The sequence below is a fragment of the Petrotoga sp. 9PWA.NaAc.5.4 genome (assembly GCF_002895485.1).
Taxonomy (GTDB): domain Bacteria; phylum Thermotogota; class Thermotogae; order Petrotogales; family Petrotogaceae; genus AZRK01.
In genome coordinates, this window is record NZ_AZRK01000015.1 from 41,214 (window position 1) to 64,634 (window position 23,421).

18 protein-coding genes are annotated in these 23,421 nt (G+C 29.8%); 1 reads left to right on the plus strand and 17 read right to left on the minus strand.

Annotation, left to right across the window (positions count from 1 at the left end):
* Nucleotides 1–59 precede the first annotated feature (59 nt).
* On the plus strand, nt 60–827 hold the full coding sequence (locus X924_RS05845; protein WP_233186597.1) for a PQQ-binding-like beta-propeller repeat protein: 768 nt from the start codon (nt 60–62) through the stop codon (nt 825–827).
* A gap of 410 nt (nt 828–1,237) precedes the next feature.
* Here the strand turns inward: X924_RS05845 and gcvPB are convergent, their stop codons facing one another.
* The 17 genes from gcvPB to cmk all read right to left on the minus strand — a co-directional run bounded on the left by gcvPB (nt 1,238) and on the right by cmk (nt 23,406).
* Nucleotides 1,238–2,674, minus strand: a complete 1,437-nt coding sequence (gene gcvPB / locus X924_RS05850; protein ID WP_121958001.1) for an aminomethyl-transferring glycine dehydrogenase subunit GcvPB — start codon at nt 2,672–2,674, stop codon at nt 1,238–1,240.
* On the minus strand, nt 2,671–4,017 hold the full coding sequence (gcvPA, locus tag X924_RS05855) for an aminomethyl-transferring glycine dehydrogenase subunit GcvPA (RefSeq protein WP_121958002.1): 1,347 nt from the start codon (nt 4,015–4,017) through the stop codon (nt 2,671–2,673). Before gcvPA ends, gcvPB begins: the two co-directional genes overlap by 4 nt.
* A 38-nt stretch (nt 4,018–4,055) precedes the next feature.
* Nucleotides 4,056–5,378 carry a glycine cleavage system aminomethyltransferase GcvT gene (gcvT, locus tag X924_RS05860; RefSeq protein WP_121958003.1) on the minus strand — a complete coding sequence of 441 codons (1,323 nt, stop codon included), beginning with the start codon at nt 5,376–5,378 and terminating at the stop codon, nt 4,056–4,058.
* Nucleotides 5,379–5,518: 140 nt separating this feature from the next.
* Nucleotides 5,519–6,181: a metallophosphoesterase family protein gene (locus X924_RS05865; protein ID WP_121958004.1), complete on the minus strand. Its 663-nt coding sequence runs from the start codon at nt 6,179–6,181 to the stop codon at nt 5,519–5,521.
* Between the two features lie 101 nt (nt 6,182–6,282).
* A complete protein-coding gene (locus tag X924_RS05870) occupies nt 6,283–6,486 on the minus strand; it encodes a heavy-metal-associated domain-containing protein (RefSeq protein ID WP_121958005.1) in 204 nt (67 codons plus the stop codon).
* A gap of 492 nt (nt 6,487–6,978) precedes the next feature.
* A complete protein-coding gene (locus X924_RS05875) occupies nt 6,979–9,204 on the minus strand; it encodes a cation-translocating P-type ATPase (protein ID WP_233186592.1) in 2,226 nt (741 codons plus the stop codon).
* 15 nt (nt 9,205–9,219) lie between these two features.
* Entirely contained in the window at nt 9,220–9,492 is a 273-nt protein-coding gene (locus X924_RS05880; protein ID WP_121958006.1) for a metal-sensing transcriptional repressor, read from the minus strand.
* A 543-nt stretch (nt 9,493–10,035) separates the two neighbouring features.
* Nucleotides 10,036–11,757, minus strand: coding sequence for a hypothetical protein (locus X924_RS05885; RefSeq protein WP_121958007.1), 1,722 nt, complete (start codon nt 11,755–11,757; stop codon nt 10,036–10,038).
* Nucleotides 11,758–12,299: 542 nt separating this feature from the next.
* Nucleotides 12,300–13,124, minus strand: coding sequence for a 16S rRNA (adenine(1518)-N(6)/adenine(1519)-N(6))-dimethyltransferase RsmA (gene rsmA / locus X924_RS05890; protein WP_121958008.1), 825 nt, complete (start codon nt 13,122–13,124; stop codon nt 12,300–12,302).
* Nucleotides 13,125–13,142: 18 nt separating this feature from the next.
* Nucleotides 13,143–15,650 (minus strand): polysaccharide biosynthesis/export family protein, encoded by a 2,508-nt coding sequence (locus tag X924_RS05895; RefSeq protein ID WP_121958009.1) that lies wholly within the window; start codon nt 15,648–15,650, stop codon nt 13,143–13,145.
* Between the two features lie 128 nt (nt 15,651–15,778).
* Nucleotides 15,779–16,228, minus strand: coding sequence for a tetratricopeptide repeat protein (locus X924_RS05900; protein WP_121958010.1), 450 nt, complete (start codon nt 16,226–16,228; stop codon nt 15,779–15,781).
* Nucleotides 16,225–18,024 (minus strand): hypothetical protein, encoded by a 1,800-nt coding sequence (locus tag X924_RS05905; RefSeq protein WP_121958011.1) that lies wholly within the window; start codon nt 18,022–18,024, stop codon nt 16,225–16,227. The genes X924_RS05900 and X924_RS05905 overlap by 4 nt, the downstream gene beginning before the upstream one ends.
* A gap of 1 nt (nt 18,025) precedes the next feature.
* On the minus strand, nt 18,026–18,628 hold the full coding sequence (gene plsY, locus X924_RS05910; protein ID WP_121958012.1) for a glycerol-3-phosphate 1-O-acyltransferase PlsY: 603 nt from the start codon (nt 18,626–18,628) through the stop codon (nt 18,026–18,028).
* 29 nt (nt 18,629–18,657) lie between these two features.
* Nucleotides 18,658–20,046, minus strand: coding sequence for a ribosome biogenesis GTPase Der (der, locus tag X924_RS05915; RefSeq protein ID WP_121958013.1), 1,389 nt, complete (start codon nt 20,044–20,046; stop codon nt 18,658–18,660).
* 33 nt (nt 20,047–20,079) lie between these two features.
* The gene (locus X924_RS05920; RefSeq protein ID WP_121958014.1) at nt 20,080–21,672 is read right to left on the minus strand and encodes a S1 RNA-binding domain-containing protein; all 1,593 of its coding nucleotides are present in this window, start codon (nt 21,670–21,672) and stop codon (nt 20,080–20,082) included.
* 209 nt (nt 21,673–21,881) lie between these two features.
* Nucleotides 21,882–22,736 carry a 4-hydroxy-3-methylbut-2-enyl diphosphate reductase gene (gene ispH, locus X924_RS05925; RefSeq protein ID WP_121958015.1) on the minus strand — a complete coding sequence of 285 codons (855 nt, stop codon included), beginning with the start codon at nt 22,734–22,736 and terminating at the stop codon, nt 21,882–21,884.
* Nucleotides 22,717–23,406: a (d)CMP kinase gene (gene cmk / locus X924_RS05930; protein WP_121958016.1), complete on the minus strand. Its 690-nt coding sequence runs from the start codon at nt 23,404–23,406 to the stop codon at nt 22,717–22,719. Before cmk ends, ispH begins: the two co-directional genes overlap by 20 nt.
* Nucleotides 23,407–23,421 lie beyond the last annotated feature (15 nt).

Sequence of the window (23,421 nt, forward strand, 5' to 3'; positions counted from 1 at the left end):
ATCTCTATGCGATAAACCCAGATGGTTCACTCAAATGGAAGTATAAGACAGACTATTGGATTTATTCAAGCCCAACAATAGGCAGTGATGGAACTATATATGTGGGATCATTGGATAGTTATCTCTATGCTATAAACCCAGATGGTTCACTCAAATGGAAGTATAAGACAGACGATGGGATTGCTTCAAGCCCAGCGATAGGCAGTGATGGAACTATATATGTGGGATCATTGGATAGTTATCTCTATGCGATAAACCCAGATGGTTCACTCAAATGGAAGTATGAAACTGGCTCTGGGATTGATTTCTCAAGTCCAGCGATAGGCAGTGATGGAACTATATATGTGGGATCAAGGGATAATTATCTCTATGCTATAAACCCAGATGGTTCAGTCAAATGGAGGTATAAGACAGAAGATGGGATTGCTTCAAGCCCAGCGATAGGCAGTGATGGAACTATATATGTGGGATCATATGATAGTTATCTCTATGCGATAAACCCAGATGGTTCACTCCAATGGAAGTATAAGACAGACGATGGGATTATTTCAAACCCAGCGATAGGCAGTGATGGAACTATATATGTGGGATCAGGGGATAATTATCTCTATGCAATAAACCCAAATGGTTCACTCAAATGGAAGTATAAGACAGACTATTGGATTATTTCAAGTCCAGCGATAGGCAGTGATGGAACTATATATGTGGGATCATATGATAGTTATCTCTATGCGATACAAGGAGAAAGTGAGGGGTTAGCAGACACATCTTGGCCGAAATTTAGAAAGAACAACAGAAATACAGGTAATTATGATGCTGCTGAATAAGTTTGTTTATATTATACAGGAATGTTATACACATTCCTGTTTTTCCTTTAATAATTGGTAACATTATAAGAAAACAAATAATAGATATTATAGTCAACCATTACGGCCTGACACCCTGTTATATTGGAAAACATTTTCAATGTTTTCAAAAGAATTCAATCAACAACAAAGAACAATCTTGTTTTGAAATAAAAAGAGCTTGAACTCATATGAAAATAATTCAACTGAGAAAGAGAGTTAAAAGGTATAGAATATTCATTTGAAAAATCTTTTCTCTATTTGGGGTGATTATGATAAAGTAATAACAGTAAAAATAAAATAAGAAAATTGGCGAGATATATTATTTATGGTTCTAAAAAAGAAGTAAGTCTGCTCAAAAAACTTTGCAATAGAGCAGACTTACGTCACAACTAATTGTATCTGGTTTTAATATTTTTATTAGCTTTTACCTCATCAAGCCTTTTAACTGGCGTTTTATGAGGAGCTTGCTTTAAAATGTCAGGATTGTTTCGAGCTTCGTTATACACACTTTCATATATTTGTGCAATTTGATCCAAAGTTTCCTTGCTTTCAGTTTCTGTAGGTTCAATCATCATTGCTTCATCAACTATTAAAGGAAAATACACTGTTGGTGGATGAATTCCATAATCTAACAGTCTTTTTGCAAAATCTAATGTACTTACTCCGTATTGCTTTAAAGAGGAACCTTTTACGACAAATTCATGTTTACATACACTTGGATATGCAATATCCAAAAATTTTGATAATTTATTTTTCAAATAATTGGCATTAAGAGTTGCCAATTCACTTGCTTTTTTTAATCCCTCTTTGCCCATAGACAAAATATAACTGTATGCTTTTACCAGCACTAAAAAATTCCCATAAAAACTTCTAACTCTCCCAATACTCTTTGGAATATCATAATTGAAATAATAGACACCTTCATTATTCTTTTCAACAATTGGCCTTGGAAGATAATCCTTTAAAAATGATTTTACAGCTATAGGACCGCTTCCGGGACCTCCCATGCCATGTGGAGTAGAAAAAGTCTTATGGAGGTTTAAATGGACAACATCAAATCCATTATCTCCCGGACGAACTTTTCCCATAACTGCATTTAAATTAGCTCCATCATAGTATAAAAGTGCATTTTTGCTATGTGCCATTTCTGCAATTTCTTTTATATTCTTTTCAAATATTCCTAAGGTATTTGGATTTGTAAGCATTATAGCAGCGGTATTATTGTTTATTAAGTCTCTCAGGGTATTCAAGTCAACGCATCCTTCTTTATTAGATCTAACTTCCACTACTTTAAAACCAGCCATAGCAGCAGACGCTGGGTTAGTTCCATGAGCAGAGTCCGGTATAATTACTTCATCTTTGTAGCCCATATTTTTATCTTCTAAGTATTTTTTTATTATGAGCATTCCAGTTAATTCTCCATGAGCACCAGCAGCTGGTTGCAAGGTTATATAATTCATGCCGGTAATTTCTATTAAAAAGTTTTGTAATTCGTACATAAGCTCCAATGCACCTTGGATAGTTTCTTCTTCTTGATATGGATGAATCATTTTAAAACCATCAAGTGAAGCTAATTCTTCATTCACTATTGGATTATATTTCATTGTGCAAGAACCCAAAGGATAGAACCCTCTATCTACAGAATAATTAAGAGAAGCTAATTCATTGTAGTGCCTTACAATATCAACTTCATAAAGTTCTGGAAGATTGGGAGGTTCTTTTCTAATCAAATGTTCGGGTATATCGATATTGGTTTTTTCTATCTCTGATTTTGGAAGATTAAAAGCACTCCTTCCTTTCTTTGACTTTTCGAATATTAATTTCATGATAATCCCTCCAAAAATGTGCATAAAAATTCAATATCTCTTTTTTTTGTTAATTCAGTAGCGCAAAATAAAACCTCATTCTTTTTATCTGGAAAATATTTCATAAGAGGTAGAGGTCCAAAATAATTTTGTTTTAACAATTCAGAGTTTATTCGTTGAGGGTCTATATAAGATTTTAAAACAAATTCGTTGAAAAATGGTGCCTCAAAGGCGAGCTCGAATTTTTCGGTTTCTAACAATTTTTTTAACAAGTAATGTGCATTATAATAATTTTGTAAAGCAATTTCTTTAATTCCATCTTTGCCAACTACGTTTAGATATATCGACGCAAGCAAAGCATTAAACGCATGGTTAGAGCAAATATTAGATGTAGACTTTTCTCTTCGAATGTGTTGCTCTCTTGTTTGGAGAATCATAACAAACCCTCGTTTGTTTTCTTTGTCTGTTGTTTCACCAATAATTCTTCCAGGCATTTTTCTTATATATTTTTCTCTTGTTGCAAAGAATCCTAAACCAGGGCCACCCAAAGACGGAACGTTTCCCAAGGATTGACCTTCACCAACTACTATATCTGCGCCAAATTTACCCGGTGCCTCTAATAAGCCTAAGGAAATAGGATATGTTGAGACAATGAAAACGATATTTTCTGGTATATTATTTCTAATTTCTCGAAGATCTTCTATGATCCCAAAAAAATTAGGATAAGACACAACAACGCATGATGTTTCACTTGTAATTTTTTCCCTTAAATCTTTTAAATCTACTTGACCAGTTTCTTTTATATAATCAATTTTTATTAATTTCATTTCTTGGGCCTCAACATAGGTTTGAGATACTTCATAGTATTCTGGATGAACTAAACTCGAAATTAGAACTTCGTTTTTACCGTTTATTCTTTTAGACATTAAAATAGCTTCAGCTAATGCTGACGCACCATCATACATAGAAGAATTCGATACTTCCATTGCAGTAAGTTCACTTATAAGTGTTTGATATTCAAATAATATTTGAAGCGTCCCCTGGGAAACTTCAGCTTGATAAGGCGTATATGCTGTTAAAAAATTTCTATTTGAAGCTAAGGAATAAACTAACGCAGGAATATAATGATTATAAATGCCTGCTCCTCTGAAAATCCCAAATTCTTGTATATTTTTGTTTAAATTTGATAGGTCTTTTAATCTTTCTTTCAATTCCATTTCTGACATAGCTGAAGGTATATTAAGTTCTTTATCAAAAAGGGAAGGAACGTCAGCGTACAATTCGTTAATTTCTTTAATGTTGAGAAAATCCATCATTTCTTTTATATCTTCATTGGTATGGGGCAAATATGGAAATTTATTCATCTAAAAAATTCACCTCTTTAAAATATTTTAAAAGATAATCATTTTTTACTTTTTACAGAACCTTTATAGAAGGGAGTTTTTACTACTTGAGCTTCAAGATCCTTATTTTTAGCTTTTATCGTTAAATTTGTACCAATTTTTGAAAAAGGTATATTTACATATCCTAAAGCAAGATTTTTTTGTAGAGTTGGTGATTTTAAGCCACTTGTAATATAACCTATCTTTTCATTTTCGTTGTAGATTTCATATCCATGTCTTACAGGCATTTTATCAAAAATTTCAATTCCTACAAGTTTCCTTTTTATTCCTTCTTCTTGCTGATTTATTAGAGCCTTTTTTCCTATAAAATCTTTTTCAAAATCGACAGTCCACTTTAAAGCAGCTTCCAAGGGAGTTGTGTTTTCGTCTATATCGTTACCATATAAAAGTAACTTTGCCTCAAATCTTAAAGTATCTCTACTTCCAAGACCACAAGGTTTACCGTCTATTTCTTTTGCTAAATCTAATAATTTATCCCACAATTTAGAAACGCTATTTACAGAAGAATAAATTTCAAATCCGTCTTCTCCTGTATATCCTGTTCGTGAAAGTATTATATCTTCTCCTTCAACTTTAACAACTTTGAAAGTATAATATTCAATATCATCAAGTAGCACATCTTCGAGATATTTTTGTAACTGACTTTGAGATTTCGGACCTTGGAAAGCTATTTGACAAACTTCTTTACTTTTGTTAGTAACAGAAACATCAAAATGATTTTTATGAGAGTTTATCCATTGAAAATCCTTTTCAGTGTTACCGGCATTAACTACAAGGAGGATTTTGCTACTCGAAAATTTATAAGCAAGCAAATCATCTATTATACCTCCGTTTTCATTGCACATTGGAGAATATACAATTTCACCTTCTTTTATTTTTTTTACATTGTTAGTGATCAAATAATTTACAAAATCTTCTGCTTGCTTACCTTCAACAAATATTTCACCCATATGAGACACATCGAATATTCCCACAGAACTTCTTACAGCATTGTGCTCTTCCAAAATAGAAGAATACCACAATGGTAATTCCCATCCGGCAAACTCTCCCATTTTTGCTCCAAGTTGTATATGTCTTTCAAATAAGGGCGTTCGTTTTAATTCTTGCAAAGTAGTCCCTCCTTTTTCGAAGTTTTCAATAATATTTAAAGCTTTTTGAAAATCTTTATCATCAACATATATATCAAAAACGGTGCCCTGACCAAAATATTCTTTACCTATTCCACCAGAAGCTTTTAAAAAAACTTCTATACTCTCATCTTCCAAAATCTGTTTTATTATTTGACTTTCTACGTAATTCACAAATTCTTTTAACTTTCTCATAGATACCACCTTAAAATATATTTTATTCAAATAGATTATAGCATTTTTTACGAATAAGAAAAAAGAGAAGGATTCATAAATAAAAGCAGTTAAAGGGAAGTAGAATCATCTAAAAGCTATATACAATTGAAATTCTAATTTTAAGCTTGAAGAACTACATATTTGTTATCTTCTGTAATACCTAAAGCGGTAAGTTTGCCCCCATATACACAACCTGTATCAATATCAATGCTTATTAATTCATTGTTTTCATCTTTTCTCATTATAATTTTATCACTACCGTTTAAATATAATGTCGGTGTATGTCCGTGTACTATTATATAATTTTCATATCTTGTTTTCATATATAAAAATTTCTCTCTTATCCACAAAAAATCCCATTTGTTTTGAACAGAAAGAGGCTTGTCAGGATTTACACCTGCATGTACAAATAAGTAATTATATCTACCTATCTTTTCATTATAAAAGAGAGGTAGTCTTTCCAAAAATTCAACGTATTCATCTTCTACTTTGTTTTCAAAGCTTTTAATAGTTGTAATAGCTCCATTATAAAACCAAACACCATCGTCATAATCATGTGTCTTTCGATAATAATCAACCAACATGTCATCGTGGTTTCCTTTAAGAAAAACATGTTTACCTGCTTTGCTTAGAACAATAAGAAGATCAAGAACCTTTTTTGAATCAGGTCCTCTATCTACATAATCACCCAAAAAAATTATTTTATCGTTATCTTTTATTTTCTTCAAAAGAGAAATTAAATTTTCATACATTCCATGAATATCTGATATAGCCCAAATCATAATCACACCACTTTTTCTAAACTTATTAATGTAATAAAGTATAGATGTTAACTTTCTACATAGTTTTTATATTTTTAAAAAAGGCGGAATAAATTCCGCCTTTATTTTATCAAGATGGGAGGATAACCTATTTCTTCCAACAACTTTTCTATTTTCTCAATACTTTCTGTTGTTTCTACTTCCACCTTTTTTTGTTCTAAATCTACCTTAAAATTATTGGCTAATCCAGATTCTTTTAAATGCTTTTCGATGGTCATTTTACAATGATTACAAGACATATCTGGTACTTCAAATAGATATTTCATATTTTTTCACCTCCTTAATCTTTTGTTTATACTCACTTTAGAAATTCTAAAATTCTTATTATGTGTATGTTTTAGCGTTGATTTTTTACAAAATACCTTTCCACTTCTAACCCTTACTAATTCTTAATTTCTTTAGTTTTCAATACTTGTAGTTAGATAGGAGAGGGCTCCGCCCTGGACCCAATTTAAATCAACTGCTCAATTTTTAAAAACTCTCATTTCTAAAGTCCTTATCTAATACTTACTAACTATGAATTTTTTTAACTTTTTCGCTACATGTACCGAGACAGGGGAGGGCTCCGCCCTGAACCCATCTTAAATTCAAATGCTTATTTTCTGAAGATCATCTTTTCTAAAGTCCTTATCTAATACTTACTAACTACGAATTTTTTTAACTTTTTCGCTACATGTACCGAGATAGGGGAGGGCTCCGCCCTGGACCCAATTTAAATTTAAACGCTTATTTTTAGAAAACCTTTATTTCAAAAGTACTCATCCTTTATATTCCGTTATTTTACTTATTCTACTTGAATTGTAAATTACATTTATAGAACTAAATAACATAGCTATCTCAGCTATAACCGGATGAAGAACTCCCATCATTGCAAATGGTATTGCGATTATATTATAAAAAAAAGCCCAAAATAAATTTTGCTTAATCTTTTTGAATGTAACTTTTGATATTTCAATAGCATCCAATACTTTCGAAATCTCTCCTTTTGAAATTATTACATCAGCACTTTCTATAGTCAAGTCCGTTCCAGTTCCTATTGCTATCCCAATTTCCGCCGATTTAAGTGCGGCGGCATCATTTATACCGTCTCCTACCATGCAAACTTTTTTGCCTTCTATTTGATATTTTCTAACAATTTCGACTTTATTTTCAGGAGATACATTTGCCCAAAATTCATCTATTCTAACGGTCTCACACACATTTTTTGCTGTTATTTCATTGTCACCTGTTACCATAACAGTTTTTATATTCATCTCTTTTAATTTTGTAATAGTTTCTATTGTATCTTCCTTTATTTTATCAGAGATTCTTATATAACCAATACTCTTATCGTTTTTTAGAACTTCTATTATAGTTTCTCCTTTTTCCATAAAATTTTTATATTTATCAGGAACTTGTGGTTTACCAATAAAGTAATTATCGTATTGGTATGTACCTTTAATACCTTCTCCAGTTTTTTCTTCAATGTTTATTACTTGTATGTTTTGCAACTTATTTCTATCGTAATTTTGAAAATAATATTCAACAATAGCTTTAGCTAAAGGATGAGTAGAATTTTCTTCAATTTTTGTAATAATTGAATATGTTTCATCATCCAACGTATGTCCTTTAACGGTAGGATGTCCTTCGGTTATTGTTCCTGTCTTATCAAACAAAACAACATTTATATCCTTAGCAATTTGAATAGCTTCACCATTTTTTATGATTAAACCTTTTTTTGCAGAAATACCGCTTGCAACAACAAGAGCCATTGGCGTTGCTAATCCTAAAGCACATGGGCAAGCGATAACTAAAGTTGCAACAAAAACAAATATAGACATAGATAGCCTTTCCACATCAGTTAAAACCCAAGGAAAAACTTCAGATGCTCTTATTAGAAAAGGTTGAAAACTTTCATAATTAAAAAACCATATTATAGCACTAACCAAAGCCGCAAAAAAAACTATCGGTATAAAATAAAGTGTAATTCTATCTGCAAATGCTTGAATTGGTACTTTTGAGGATTGAGCTTCTTCAACAAGTTTTATCATTTGGTTTATAAATGTGTCTTCCCCAACTTTTTCAACTTTTATCTTTATCAATCCCGATTCTAAAATGGTTCCACTTATCGCTTCTTCTCCTATTTTTTTGTACACAGGTAGAGGTTCTCCGCTTACCATTGATTCGTTAATATAACCTTCACCTTCTACAATGATACCATCTAAAGGAATTTTCTCTCCTTTTCTTACAAGTAGAATCTCTCCTATTTTTACTGTTTCTATAGGAATAGCAACAACACCTTTTTCAGTAACAACATTTGCTTTATCTACTTTAAGAGAAAGCAAAGAAGTAATTTCTTTTGAAGCATTTTTTTTCATTCTTGATTCTATGTATCTTCCAATTAAATTTATAGTAATGAGCATAGTTGCTACAGTACCAAAAGAAAATATATCTATTCCTAAAAGAGCCAGTACAGTAGTAAACCAAGCAGAAAGTGCTCCAATTGTTACTAAAGTGTTCATATTTGAATGTTTATGTGTCAATGCGATCCAAGCACTTTTCAAAGTTTCTCTTCCTGGAATAAAAATTACCAAAGCTCCTGCAATGAGTTCAAAAATTAAGAAATACGGAACATGAATACCCACCATATGTAATATCATAAGAACCATTAAAGGCAAGGTAATCGATATAGAAATCAACATGTTTTTTCTTGCTTTTTTAAAACCTTTTTCTATAAGATCTTCTGAAGGAGATTCTTTAGAAACTTTATAGCCAGCACTTTCTACAGCCTCTTTTATTTCATTAAATGATATAGGTTTCTCAGAAATCACTACCGCCTTTTCTGTGGCTAAGTTCACAGAGACATACTTCACACCTTCTATTTTATTTAAAGCTCTCTCTACATTTCTTACACAAGAAGCACAAGTCATGCCTTGTACGGCAAAAGATATTTTATTCTCTGTAAAATCAATCGTTTGGTTTACATTTGTAGTTGCTTGACTCAAAAAAATCACCTCTTTTTAAGCTGTCTTGTTTAAATAGCCTATAACTTCTTCAAGTTCTTCCAACTTTTGACTTATCAAATTTTGGTCATTAGATGAAGTTGCTTCTTTTACACAAGTTTCTATATGTTTAGTTAAAATATCAGAATGAGCATTTTTCAAAAGTGAAATGGTTGCTAACAACTGTTTTGAAATGTCTATGCAATACCTTTCCTCTTCAATCATTTTTATAGTTGCCTCAATTTGTCCCTTAGCCGTTTTTAATTTTCTTAATGCTTTTTCATGTTTCATAGCTTTTCCTCCTCACATAATATGTATTACTCACTTTAGAAATTGCAAAATTCTTATTATATGTATATTTTAGCGTTGATTCTTTTACAAAATACCTCCTAAGTTCTAATCCTTACTAATTCCTAATTTCTTTACCTTTTTTGGTACTTGTAGCCAAGGAGGGGGGAGGGCTTCCCCCTGGACCCATTTTAAATTCAAAAGCTTATTTTTTAAAAACGCTTTATTTCTAAAGTTCCTATAATATGTATATACCCACTTTAAGAAATTTTAAAAACCGTTTTTTATGTACATTTTATTGTTAAATTTTTATAAAATGTGTGCATAACTCTAAATTTTACTAAATATAAATTTCTTTTCGATATTTTCATCGAAGAAGAAAGAAAAGGACTCTGTATACTTTTTTTCTTAAGCGTTATTCCCTCCCCATATGGGATGGTTTAACAAAATTATAGCTAAGATTTTTGACCTTAAAGTTACTTTTGTGTAAAAAAATACGGATTGCTATACAGCAATCCGTATTTCGATAATTTATAAATTTTTGAATTATTCTACTTTTGAAATATCTATTTTTACCTGTTTTATTCCATTTTTTTCGTTTGTACCTAATAATTCGTTTAGAGCAACCATCATTTTACCCTCTAATTCGTCAGTTATATTAGCCTTTTTAAAATCTTCCACAGAATACGTTGATAATACTAATCTTAAAGTATCAAAAATCCTAGCAAACGAATTATCAACTACACGCTTCATTTCTTCATTTGGAACAACAACAGAAAATTCAGTAATAAATACACGATTTGATATATTTATCCTTACAGGATATTCTCCTTTTATTATATCGATTTTTATATCTTCTTGTTCTTTAACATAACGTATCTCTGGTTCAATAGAACCATAAAATCTAATATCGGTATAACCAAGAAATTGTGGTTTCGCTGGATTTTCTTTAAGAGAATAAACGCCTACGTTTTCATTGGTAAATTTAATGTATAAGTAACCATTGGCAATTTTTACACCATTCGCACCTTTTAAGTCCATTCTTCCTATTACCGAAGGTGAAGAAGGATTAGATACATCTGCTATATCTATACCTTCATTAAATTTTAAAATATATAAATAATTTTCATTTTTTACTACATCAGTTACGTTCCCAGAAGTATTAATAACAGCTATTTCTTTGGGATTGTTAGGATTTGTAACATCGTAAATTGTAACTCCCATAGGTCCACTTGGCGAATAAAGATATATCTTTTCAGCAGGAGCAGAAACGGTTGAAAACCTTATTTTAGAGGTTGATTCTCCTCCTTTCCCATCTTTTGCTACTATTGATAATTCATATTCTTTTGCAGGTTCTAATTTATCGTATTCATAAAAATAATTAGTTATGTTAGAAGCTATTAATTTTTCTGGTTCAGAACCAGATTTTAAATACAAATCAAAAGTGAGAGAATCTCCATCAGGATCCTCCGCCTGCCATACAAAGTAGACTCTATTTTCTGTTAATATCTGATTATTTGTTGGAGATAATACAATAGGTTTAGAAGGGTTTGAGTTCATTTGGAAAACTTGAGAATCTGAAAAATCTAACATCCTACCATCTTTTATTACGGCAAACTTTAACTCTATTCCTTGTGAAGGTATTGAATCTAACACGATAATATTTTGATTATTACTTTGAAAAAGCTCAAATTTCCCATCGAGATTTTTTCTGTAAACAAGATATTTTTCATATCCTACAGGAAGAGTTATATATAGCTTATTATTTTCCCAACGACTACTTATAGAATAAATCAAAGGATCTTTTTTTAAAGTTATATTGTCAAATGTTTTATCTTCGTTTATAAACAAATTAGATTCATGATAATAGTAATAGGCAATATTATTATCATCAACGGCTAATATATTTAAATTGTATGTCCCTTCTTCTATGGATTTAAGTTGTACAGGTTCATTTAGGGGAAATGTTGCTTCGTAAGTGTTAGTCCCTACTAACTCTACTTTTATTTTATTGAATGGTTCTACAACATCTTCTTTTTTATCTATAGTGTAGTTGATAGTTATATTATAACTTTTACCAAAAAAAAGCAAAGTCAAAATAATAACAACAGTAAGAACAATTATAGCTATTAATGTTGAAAATATTATTATCCGATCTCTATTTGGTTTAGGAGTCTTTTCCTGATTTTCGATAAGTTTTTCATATTCTAATTTGTTATCGCTATTTTCTTTATTAAAATCCTTCCCATTGGCATTTTGTTCAGCCATCTTTTATCCCTCCAAAATAAAAAATATTTTTACTCACTTTAGAAATTTTAAAACTTAAGCTTTACCAATAGTTTAGTTTTAAATTTTTTCAAAAATACCTCTTCACTTCTAATTTTCACTAATTCTTAATTTCTTTAACCTTTTCGGTACTTGTACCGAAGGAAGGGGGAGAGGGCTCCGCCCTGGACCCGTTTTAAATTCAAAATTCTATTTTTAGAAAATTATTATTTCTAAAGTCTCTACATAATTCTCACTAATTCTTAATTTCTTTAACCTTTTCGGTACTTGTAGCCAGACAGGGGAGGGCTCCACCCTGAACCCGCTATAAATTCAAATGCTTATTTTCTGAAAAATTATATTTTCTAAAGTCTCTACATAATTCTCACTAATTCTTAATTTCTTTAACCTTTTCGGTACTTGTAGTTGGGTAGGAGAGAGCAGTGCCCTGGATCCGTTTTAAATTCAAATGCTTATTTTCTGAAAAATTATATTTTCTAAAGTCTCTAAAAAAATATTTTTACCTACTCCAGAAATTCTAAAAATTATATTTTATCGTTAACTAATTTTTCTTCTAACATTTTATACAATTGAATATATTTTTCAATTGGAACTTCTTCTGGTCTGATCATATGATTCAAATTAATTCTATCAAATAAATCTTCAATTTTCAAATTAATTCCTTTTAAATTATTTTTTAGGGTCTTTCTCCTTTGAGAAAAACAGATATGAGTGAATTTCATAAATTTTTGTGGAGTCATAATTTTAGTATATTTTTCTGTTGGAATCAATTTCAATATTACAGAATCGACCTTAGGGGAAGGTATAAAGTTTGACTTGGAAACTTCTAATACTTTTTCTACTTCACAAAAAGTTTGAACAAATATACTCAATGGGCTGTAATTTTTTCCTGATTTCGACATTATTCTTTCCGCAAATTCTTTTTGAAACATTAAAATCGCATATAGAAACTTTGGAGATTCGAAAAATATTTTTTCCAATATTGGAGATGAAATGTAATAAGGTATATTCGCTATATATTTTAAATTCCCATAGTTTATCAATTTCGAAAGATCAAAATCTAAAAAATCGACAAAATATATTTCTACATTTTCATAATTTTTAAATCTTTCTTCCAATAAAGGTTTTAATCTTAAATCTATTTCAAAAGTTATAACTTTTTGTGCTTTTTTTGCAATTTCTTCTGTTAGTACACCTGCACCTGTTCCAATCTCAATTACAGTATCATCTTTTTTAACGTCACTTTTTTCAACAATTTTAAAAGCTATATCTGGATTAGAAAGGAAATTCTGTCCTAAACTTTTTTTCAGAGTTATTTGATATCTGTTTAACAACTCAGAGGTTTTCAAACAATTATCACCTTCAAATTAAAAAATTTCGGTTATATTTTGATATGTATCAAAACCGGCGTTAATAAAATTCATAAACATTTGGACTGTACTCATGACTTCTACAACACTTGTTAACGCATTTTTAGGTACAAATATAATATCTTTAGGTTTTATTTCAGGATTCATTCCTGTTTTTACGGGAGCAGCTTTATTTATACCAGCTAAGTCTAAAGAAACAGGTGGATTTTCAGGTCCATCTTTAAATAAATACACTGTCGACATTTGGGCAGTTTTTGAAACGTTACCCGCTTTAAGTATGGCATCTAAAACGGTCATACCTGGATTATAGGTAACTAACCCTGGTCTTACTACTTCTCCGAAAACATAAACTACTAACTCCTCGGTAGGAGGTACATATACTATTGATCCAGGATTTACCAGAACATTTCTTAAAGAATCAATATCTTTAATATTTACTTTTATTTCTGCGTTTTTCTCTGTATAAATATACACTAATTCTTGATTTTTCCAATCTATCTGAGAAGTCGAAAGAATTTCTACTAATGATAGTGGAACATCACTTCTAATACTTTTAGGGTTTATGTTACCTAATACAGCAATATATGAATTTTCTAAATTAGGTTTGACATATACATATGAACCTTGCGGAATTTCTAACATTAAGTTATTTAATAAGTCCTGAGAATCTATTTTGTTTATTATTTTTCCATCTTTGTATATTTCGATTGTACCTTTATCGACTGGAGCAAAACCATTCACTGAAGAAAATACATCTATTAATCTTACAATTTTATTTTGGATAACTTTAGTTTCTCCAGCTTTATAAACTATAACTTCATTTGAAGATGTTTTTGCTATTTCTAAAAATACTTTTCCTGATAAAGTAATTTTTTCCAACTTATCTTTCTCAGAAGCATTTATAACTTCTGATTTATCAGAAATTTGGTATCTAATTTCATAAGATTCATTTAAATTGAAAGGAATAAGTAATTCAAATAATGTTTGCCCATTTTTATATTGTACGACATCGGAAAACTCTCCAAAAATATAGGCAACTTTTAATTCAGTATCAGCAATAATTGTAGAACCAGGTAAAATATTAATATTTTGAAAACTACTCAAATCGTATGGATCAACTTTTAAATTTTTTGAAATACCATTTTCTTCTATTATAATCAAATTTCCTGAAAAATCCTGTGTAAAACCTTTGGATATTGCCAGAATTTTGTCCAATGTGATGTTCTCTTGTGGTAAGAACGTTACCTTACCAGGTTGAACAAATGCACCGCTTAAGTAAACATAGTTTCTTTTTACCTTTATTTGCACAAAATCGCCCGTCTGCAACATTGATTCTAAGCCATATATTTCATTGTTCACCCTCACTTCTTCAACAGAAGACTCATTTATACCTGTCTTCACTAAGAGTGTCCTAACATTCATCGTTTCATTTTTTTCAAAGTCTACTCTTTTTGAAAGTTCCTCCGAACTCAAATATACGTAATTTTGAGATTTATTAATTAAAACTGAGTCTCCGGGTTGTAATAGAAAATCGTTTCCTTTTGTGATATTTTCTAATGACAAATCTATAACATCTGTTCCTCTTATAATCGTTATCTGATCATTTATTTGACTTATAGGCATACTTATACCTGCATTTGAACCAATTAGAGTTATTAAAGATTTAATTCCCATACCTTGAAAAAAGTCTAAAGAAACAGAACCAAAATCTGAAAACACCAGTACTTTATTCGTATAGTTGTAAGGTATTATTAAAGTATCTCCTGGTTTCAAAACGAAGTCTTCTTCTTTAAGTGTTTTTTCAAAATTAACCTCCATTATTTCAGAATTTCTTATTATTATTATATTAGAAGCTATCTTGTTAGTAGGAATATTTATTGAAGCTAATACACTTTTTAAAGTCATTCCTTCAAAATAATTCAACGAAGAAGTACCAAATTCAGAGAATATATTTATGTTATTTGAATAATCGAAAGGAAACAATACAAAATAATTTTGATATATATAAGGATCTTCGCCTTTTTGACCAGTTTTTATCCATTCAATATTTACACGCTGTTCACTACCGTCAGGCGCTTTTATCAAAGCATAAGATGACTTAGATATATCCTTAATACCTCCCACCAAACCAATTAGTTCTGATAACTTTATTCTTTCAGCTCTTATATCTACTATTCCATTAACGTTTGTATTACCCAAAACTGTTACAGGAAATGGAGCATACTGTGTTATACCCACAGTAATTTTGTTAGTCTTAATATAACTTTCCATTTTTAACGAAATCTCTTTTTCCAACTCTTCTAAAGTTTTACCTTCTGCCATAACTCTTCCAATAGGAGGAACCGTAATATCACCTTGTGGACCAACAATCAATTTTTCAATGGAATATTCGGGATATCCTAATACCCAAACACCTAAGGTATCTCCTCTTCTAACAGTATAGGAAAAAGAAAGAGATGACAAAATAATAAAAATAATTAAAAATGAGAAAATATGTTTTTTCATGTGCAATTTCCTCCTCAGATATTTTATTATACTCAATTTAGAAATTCTAAAACCGCCTTGGACCCATTTTAAATTCAAATGCTCATTTTCCGAAAATATTCATTTCTAAAGTCCCTACATTTTATTATTTATATAATCATTTTTTCTATTAAATCTAATTCCTGAGACTCATAACCAGATACTTTTAACATTTTTATAATTTGTAGGGCAAGATCTTTATTATTAATTTTCATAGCAGATTTTACTTTTAATATTAAAATATCAAGTCTTTCTTTATATCCCTTAGGCTCACTTAAAGATAAAACCCCTCTATAATCTTCAAGTTCGTATAAAGAATTGGCAAGATAAATAATTGTTTCGTCTAAACCAATATTTTTATTAATAGCTTCTTGCAATATTTTACTTGCATTAAAATAGTCTTTTTTCATCATAAAACAAACTCCCATATTATGATAAAAAATTGGTTCATCAGGTAAAAACTCAATGGCTTTTAAATAATATTCTATTGCCTCTTTATAATTCTCGGATTCTAACAAATCATTAGCTTTCTGATTCAAATAATACGCATCTTCTTTCATTTCATATCACCGCCAATATAATAAAATAACGTGTCTACCAATATTTTATCTTGTAGAAGTAACGTTATCCTCGTGGACTTAATATCGGAAATTATTGGAGGATATAATGTATACTCTATATAATCGATCAATTTATATGAATCATTTAAATATTGCATCAAATAGTCTTCATATTTCTTATCTACAACCATCCCCCCACTAATATAAGCTAAAGTTTCTAACGATGCCTCTATAGAATCTGTTTCTGTTAAATAAAACAACGAACTATTGGATAATATGAATGGAATTACATCTTCAGCACTTAAACTTTTGTTTAACTCACCGTAGGTTATTATGTTCGCATCAGTATTAATTTGAGGCATATGTATTTTAAAAAAATCATTTATTTCATACTTATAATTAGTAGAAATTGAGTAGTAGCGTATATAATTAAAAGGGACTCTTCCCCCAGCATCCATAACAGTTATATTCTTAGTCAAAAATTCCATTTTTTGACCAGAAACATCACTTATATTTAACTTTCCCCTAACCTTTCGTTCGTCATCGTAGTAAATTAAACCATACAAATTCAAAATATAAAGATCTTTCTTAGAGTCTGCATCGATTCTGTGCAAAATAACTTGATTATTTTCTAAATCATTCAAAGCAACAATACCATTTTTTATTTTTATAATTCCTTTAAAATCAGAAAAATTGCTGTTTTCTAACTCTGTATCCATATTTATGATTTCATTACTTTTACTTAATAACTGAATTCCATTCTCAAGCGAGGAAAGCATTATCATATTCCAAGGTAACACTTCTATAGATAAGTAAAAAGCTTCTGGCAATTCTATAATTTTAACAACTTCATTTTTTAATATATCAAAATGAAAAATAGATGAACTTTCGTATTCTAATAGATACAAACTGTTATGCCAAAATGCCCCATCGATAAAAATAATATCATTTTCAAACTTTTTACTTTGCAATATTTCTCCGTTGAAACCGATCACTTTTATTTCATTTGCATATGGATCGTATCCGATTAATCTTCCAGCGTTATCAACATCATAGATAATAAAAGGGAATCCTTCTATTAAAGTATTTAACTCATTTTCAATTTCTTTTTTCAAAGATATACTTTCAACAGTCCCATCAATAAAAACTTCTTTTCTAATAATAGGCGAAAAACTTTCGAAATAATAAATCCCTTCATTACTACTTACATATATTCTATTCAAATTTTTATCTGAGTTAATCGAATAATATTTTTTATTTTTATCCAATCTTATCCATGTTTCATCTTGCCCATTTGTCTTAAATATTAAATGATTTTGAGGATCTAAAATGTATAAATTAGAATTAAAAACTTCTAAATCAATCGGGACGTAAAATTTTTCAAAAGAATTTTTTACACCATGAACATTCATTAATTCATAAACCCGAGGAAATTCATAATTACTATAAGAGAAATCTTTTATATTATTGATAAAATTTAACAAAGTATTAGCTTCTTCGTTAACTACAGAAAATAATAAGGCATTTTCCAAATCCTGAATGGCTCTTTCAACCATTCCTAATTGTAAATCTAATTTTGCAGCATAATACCAAAATTTTGGAATATCTGTTATATATATTTCGCCGGTCATAGCTTCATTAAGCTTCATTCTTGCTTCATACTTTTTATCAATAAACAACAAATCTAAACTTTCAGAAAAAAGTTTTCTTGATTCCAATTCACTTTCAGAAAGTTCTTGTGAAAACGAAACAACACCTAAAAAAAATAAAAGAAGCACTAAAAAAAACTTTTTCATTTCATTTTTCCTTTTCTTTAATTATTTTTGGAAGATCTGTCTTATTTTCTGTTCCCAAAAATAATCTTTTTACATTTTCTCTATGCTTATATAAACTTAAAAAAGATAAAATTAAAAAGGTTATCCCTAATTTAAAGTCAAAAAAGAACCCTAAAACAGAAGAAATAAATAAACCCAACAAAGAAGCTAAAGAAACATATTTAGTGGTAAGTTCTATAGGAAACCATATTAATAAAAATATTAAACCCAAAAGAGGTTTCAAAGCAAAATATCCTCCTAAGGTTGATGCCACACCTTTTCCACCTTTGAATTTTAAAAATATTGAGTAATCGTGTCCTAAAACAACCAAAATCAAAGAAACATAAGGTATCCATGAATCTAAGCCAAAGATGAACCTTCCAATTAAAACTGGGACAAAGCTTTTTGAAAAGTCAAGAATAATAGATAAAAGCCCCCATTTCAGTCCCAATATCCTTAAAACGTTGGTCCCTCCAACATTTCCGCTACCTTTTTTTCTTATGTCGACCCCATTTAACCAAGGTATTAAAAAACTAAATGGAATAGCTCCGCAAAAATAACAAATAATCAAAAAAACTATGTTCATAGTATTTACTCCCTTGAATTTTAGAGTTTTTAGACTATTTTTTCCTTTGAAAACTTTGCTTGTTCTTTTTCCTCAAACTTTAAAAATATTGGAGAACCTATAAATGGATTAATATTTTTTCTAATCATATTTCGTAATCCTTGCTGATAATATTTTGGGATTTCTCTTGGCAAATTTGAATAAAATACAAAAACAGGAGGTCTAACTCCCACTTGTGCCGCATAGTAAAATTTAATCCTTTTCCCCTTTCGTACAGGAGGGGGAGAAATCATAACGTATCTTTCTAAAACAGAATTTAATAGATTATTAGATATTTTTATATTTCTTGATTCATTAGCAACTATTATAGATTGGACGAGATCTTCTATTCCCTGTTTCTTTGGAGCCGAAGTGAATACTATCGGACTATAATTAACAAAATAAAACTCTTTTTCGAAATATTTTAGGAATTCTTCCTTCTTTTTTTGATTGTTAACTACCAAATCCCATTTATTAAAAACTACCACACTAGACTTACCTAAATTTTCCGATACTCCAATTATACTCTTATCTTGATGCGTTATTCCTTCCGTTGAATCCAATACGAGCACAACAACATCAGACTTCTCGATTGCTTTAAGCGTTCTGGCAATCGAAAACATTTCTATACTACCATAAGTAATTGTACTTTTTTTCCTCATACCTGCTGTATCAATAAATTTAAATTGATGGTTATTTATAATAACATCTTGGTCTATTGCGTCTCTTGTTGTTCCTGAAATTTCTGAAACAACAGCCCTTTCAATTCCTATTATAGAATTAAAAAGAGAAGATTTTCCTACATTTGGTCTACCAATAATCGCTACTTTAATAATTTTTTCTTCACTTAATTTATCAAAATTTTCTTGATCTTCATTTGAAGAATATTGAATATCTTTTTTCAAAATAGCAATAACTTTATCTAAAAGTTCATCGATATTTTTATTATGTTCCGCAGATACCGCTATAGGGTCTCCAAATCCTAAAGAAAAAAGCTCCGGTTTAACCTCTAACTCATACTTTTCAAAGTTTTCGCATTTATTAGCTACCAATAATACATTACCCTTAATTTTTCTCAAATATTCAACAATATGGAAATCTTCTGAAGTCAAACCATTTTTACCATCAACTACAAATAAAATTAGATTTGATTCATTAAGACTATTAAATATCGCTTCTTTTTGTTTTTCTTCTATAATATTTTGAGGTTGTTCGAAAATACCACAAGTATCTACTAAAGTAAAACTCACATCGTCCCACTTAGCTTTAGCGTATATAAAATCCCTTGTAACGCCAGCTATATTGTGAACTATAGATTTCTTTTCTCTTATTATTCTATTAAATAGTGTGGACTTACCCACATTTGGTTTTCCTATGATAAATATTCTTTGCTCATTCATGTTACTACACCTCTTAATTTTCTATCATTTCTTTTAACTATTAATTTCCTTCATAACTTTATAAGCTTCTTCTTTTTCTCTTTCTTCTTGTAAATGGGAAACGCTTATTATCATATTACCTCTTTCATTTTCATTTTCAAGGTTAATTTCTAATACTTTAGCTTCTACTTCATCTCCAATTTTATAAATTTCTCTAATGTCTTTAAAATCTGTAGAAGCTTTACTTGATGGTAAATAAGCTTCTACTTGATATTCTTCCAACACAACAATAGCACCTTTATCAACAAATCTTTGAATTTTACCTTTTACAACATCCCCAACTTTTACTTCGTTTATTACTTTTTTCCAGGGATTTTCACCAACTTTTCTCAAAGATAATCTGATCTTTTTATCCTCTTTATTTATTGATATAATTCTAACTTTTATTTTTTCACCTTCTTTAAGAAGACTTGCTACATCGTCAACAAAATTCCATGAAAGTTCTGAAACATGGAGAAACCCAGTTAAACCTTCTTCTAATGAGACAATAGCTCCGTTGTTTAGAATCTTTTCAACTGTCCCAAAAGTGACGTTGCCTTCACTATATTTTTCTTCTACATCTTCCCATGGATCTTTTTTTACTTGTTTATAACTTAAATTTATTTTCTTTCCATTTTTATCTATGTTTAAAATCTTAACCTCTACTCTGTCACCTATTTCTACTATATCTCTTATTTTCCCCTTATGTCCCCAGAATATCTCTGATTCGTGAACAAGCCCTTCTATACCTTCTCCAATTTCAACTGTAAAACCAAAAGGAAAGATCTTCTTAACTTGGCCTATAACAACGCTTCCAATAGGATATCTTTCTTCTATATTTTCCCAAGGATTTTCTTTTAATTGTTTTATTGATATCAACAATCTTCTTTTTTCTCTATCAATCTTAATAATGACCCCTTTAACTCTTTGACCTTTTTTTATGTAATCGAATATTTCAACTTTATCATTCCAACTTATTTCACTTCTTGGAAGCAAAGCAGTAATATATTCTGACAATTTTACAAAAGCTCCAAAAGGTTTAGTTTCTTCAACTATACCTTCTACAATCATTCCTTCTCTATAATTTTCAAATGCTTCATTTGTTTTTTCTTCAACATAATCTTTTCTGGAAACAACTATATTTCTACCCTTTTTAGATAATACTTTAACCATAACTTCATTATCAGGTAACTTCTCATCATGCTTTAATAGAGATAAAGATTCAGGAAGAAATGCCGTCACTATTCCCTCGATTAGCACTGTATAACCTTTTTTTAATCTATTTTTAAAAATTGCTTTGTAATTTTTCCCTTCTTTTATTTCATTCATTAATTTCTGAAAAAGCGCTTCTTTTTCAGAAGCCATATTAAATCCTTCAGCATCATTTATTTTTAAAATCTTTACTAATATATCCTCACCTATTTGATAATTTTCTTTTGGCTTGACTAAGTTTTCCTGATTTACAAACACATCTCCTGTTGCTTTTTCTAAAGCAACCCATATGCCGTCGTTATCTATCTCAAAAACCTTTCCTTGCAATATTTTCCCTTTTTTTAACTCATTTATTTCTTCTTGTTCTAATAATTCTTTAAAAGATTGTCCTTCCATTAAATTGAACCTCCTTTAGAATCAAAGATTACTTACTTTAGAAATTTTAAAACTTAAGTTTTGATGATCTTTTAGCTTTAAATTTATTCAAAAATACCTTATCACTTCTAATTCTCACTAATTCTTAATTTTTCTAACCTTTTCGATACTTGTACCGACAAGGGAAGAGGGCTCCGCCCTAAACCCATTATAAATTCAAAACCTCGTTTTTAGAACGTACGATAATTGTTTTTTAAGTAATCCAGTACTTCGTGTAGATCTTTATCTGGTGTTGATGAACCAGTGACAATCCCAATTTTATCATAAGCTGATAAATAAATATTTTTGAGTTCCTCTACATTTTCTATGTGAAAAGATCTTTTACAATATTTTTTTGCTATATTGAAAAGCTTGTTAGTATTTGAACTATGTTTGCCCCCCAATACAAGCATAACATCACATTCATTAGAAAGCTTTTCGGTTTCTTTTTCTCTCAAAATAGTTTCTGGACAAATTGTATTTTTTATCAATACTTCTGAAAATTTATTTATATTTATCATTTCTACAACGAATTTCTTATATTCTTCTTCTTCAGCTGTTGTTTGAGCAACAAACAAAACCTTTTTATTATCTATTTTAAGAGCTGACAGAGTAACCAGTACATTTTTTTCATCGATATTACCTATTACGCCTTGAATCTCCGGATGTTCTTTTTTCCCATAAACTACTGTATAATAACCTTCCTCTTGCTTTTTTTTAATATAATTTATTAAATTTTTTACTATAGGACACGTCATATCTATTACCGAAAAAAACTTATTCTTTAAAACATCCTTTTCAAATTTAGTTATTCCATGAGCTCTAATAACCACTGTCTTTGTCTGTGAATCTTTTGGGATATCTTCTAAATATCTTAGAGTTATAGCACCATTTTCAGTGATTTCAGCTATAACATCGTTATTATGAACTAACTCTCCATATATATAAATTTCTTCGCTATTTTTCTGAAGTAGATTTTTGACTTGATCATATGCCTTTGAAACTCCTGAGCAAAAACCAGTTCTGTTAGAAACTTTTATTTCCATTTATTTCTTTTCTCCTCAAAATGCTTAATATTTCTTCAACTACTTCTTGAATAGATTTATTAGTAGTATCTATAATTAACGCATCTTTAGCTGGCTTTAACGGCGCTATAGACCTTTTTGAATCAGCGTTGTCTCTTTCATAGATTTCATTCAATATTTCTTGATAAGAAACATTCTCACCTTTGACCTTTAATTCTTTCCATCTTCTTCTTGCTCTTTCTTCAAGCGTCGCTGTCAAAAAGATTTTTAAATCAGAGTTGGGTAGCACAACTGTACCTATGTCTCTTCCATCAACAACTATGTCAATACTTTTCGATACATCTTTTATTATTTCATTAACCTTTTTCCTAATTGATGGATTTTGAGAAAATGCTGATGCCAATTTCCCCGCTTCCAAAGTTTTTATCTCTTCAGTTACATCTTTTCCATTTAAAAAATACTTATTATCTTTTATCTCAATGTCTATTTCTTGCAAAGCTGTCTCTACCTTTTCTAAATCTTTAGGGCTAATTCCTTGTTGATTCAGATATAGACCTATTATTCTATATAATGCACCACTATTCAAATGAAATATATGTAATAACTCCGAAAGCTTTTCTGCTATCGTTGATTTTCCAGATCCAGCAGGACCATCTATAGCTATTATTAATTTTTTATTTTTTATATACATTATTCCACCTTTTTA

Excerpts from the sequence above, each read along its gene's own strand:
- gcvPB (WP_121958001.1), bottom strand. The coding sequence starts at position 2,674 with ATGAAATTAATATTCGAAAAGTCAAAGAAAGGAAGGAGTGCTTTTAAT.
- gcvPA (WP_121958002.1), bottom strand. The coding sequence starts at position 4,017 with ATGAATAAATTTCCATATTTGCCCCATACCAATGAAGATATAAAAGAA.
- gcvT (WP_121958003.1), bottom strand. The coding sequence starts at position 5,378 with ATGAGAAAGTTAAAAGAATTTGTGAATTACGTAGAAAGTCAAATAATA.
- X924_RS05865 (WP_121958004.1), bottom strand. The coding sequence starts at position 6,181 with ATGATTTGGGCTATATCAGATATTCATGGAATGTATGAAAATTTAATT.
- X924_RS05870 (WP_121958005.1), bottom strand. The coding sequence starts at position 6,486 with ATGAAATATCTATTTGAAGTACCAGATATGTCTTGTAATCATTGTAAA.
- X924_RS05880 (WP_121958006.1), bottom strand. The coding sequence starts at position 9,492 with ATGAAACATGAAAAAGCATTAAGAAAATTAAAAACGGCTAAGGGACAA.
- X924_RS05885 (WP_121958007.1), bottom strand. The coding sequence starts at position 11,757 with ATGGCTGAACAAAATGCCAATGGGAAGGATTTTAATAAAGAAAATAGC.
- X924_RS05895 (WP_121958009.1), bottom strand. The coding sequence starts at position 15,650 with ATGAAAAAACATATTTTCTCATTTTTAATTATTTTTATTATTTTGTCA.
- X924_RS05900 (WP_121958010.1), bottom strand. The coding sequence starts at position 16,228 with ATGAAAGAAGATGCGTATTATTTGAATCAGAAAGCTAATGATTTGTTA.
- X924_RS05905 (WP_121958011.1), bottom strand. The coding sequence starts at position 18,024 with ATGAAAAAGTTTTTTTTAGTGCTTCTTTTATTTTTTTTAGGTGTTGTT.
- plsY (WP_121958012.1), bottom strand. The coding sequence starts at position 18,628 with ATGAACATAGTTTTTTTGATTATTTGTTATTTTTGCGGAGCTATTCCA.
- der (WP_121958013.1), bottom strand. The coding sequence starts at position 20,046 with ATGAATGAGCAAAGAATATTTATCATAGGAAAACCAAATGTGGGTAAG.
- X924_RS05920 (WP_121958014.1), bottom strand. The coding sequence starts at position 21,672 with ATGGAAGGACAATCTTTTAAAGAATTATTAGAACAAGAAGAAATAAAT.
- ispH (WP_121958015.1), bottom strand. The coding sequence starts at position 22,736 with ATGGAAATAAAAGTTTCTAACAGAACTGGTTTTTGCTCAGGAGTTTCA.
- cmk (WP_121958016.1), bottom strand. The coding sequence starts at position 23,406 with ATGTATATAAAAAATAAAAAATTAATAATAGCTATAGATGGTCCTGCT.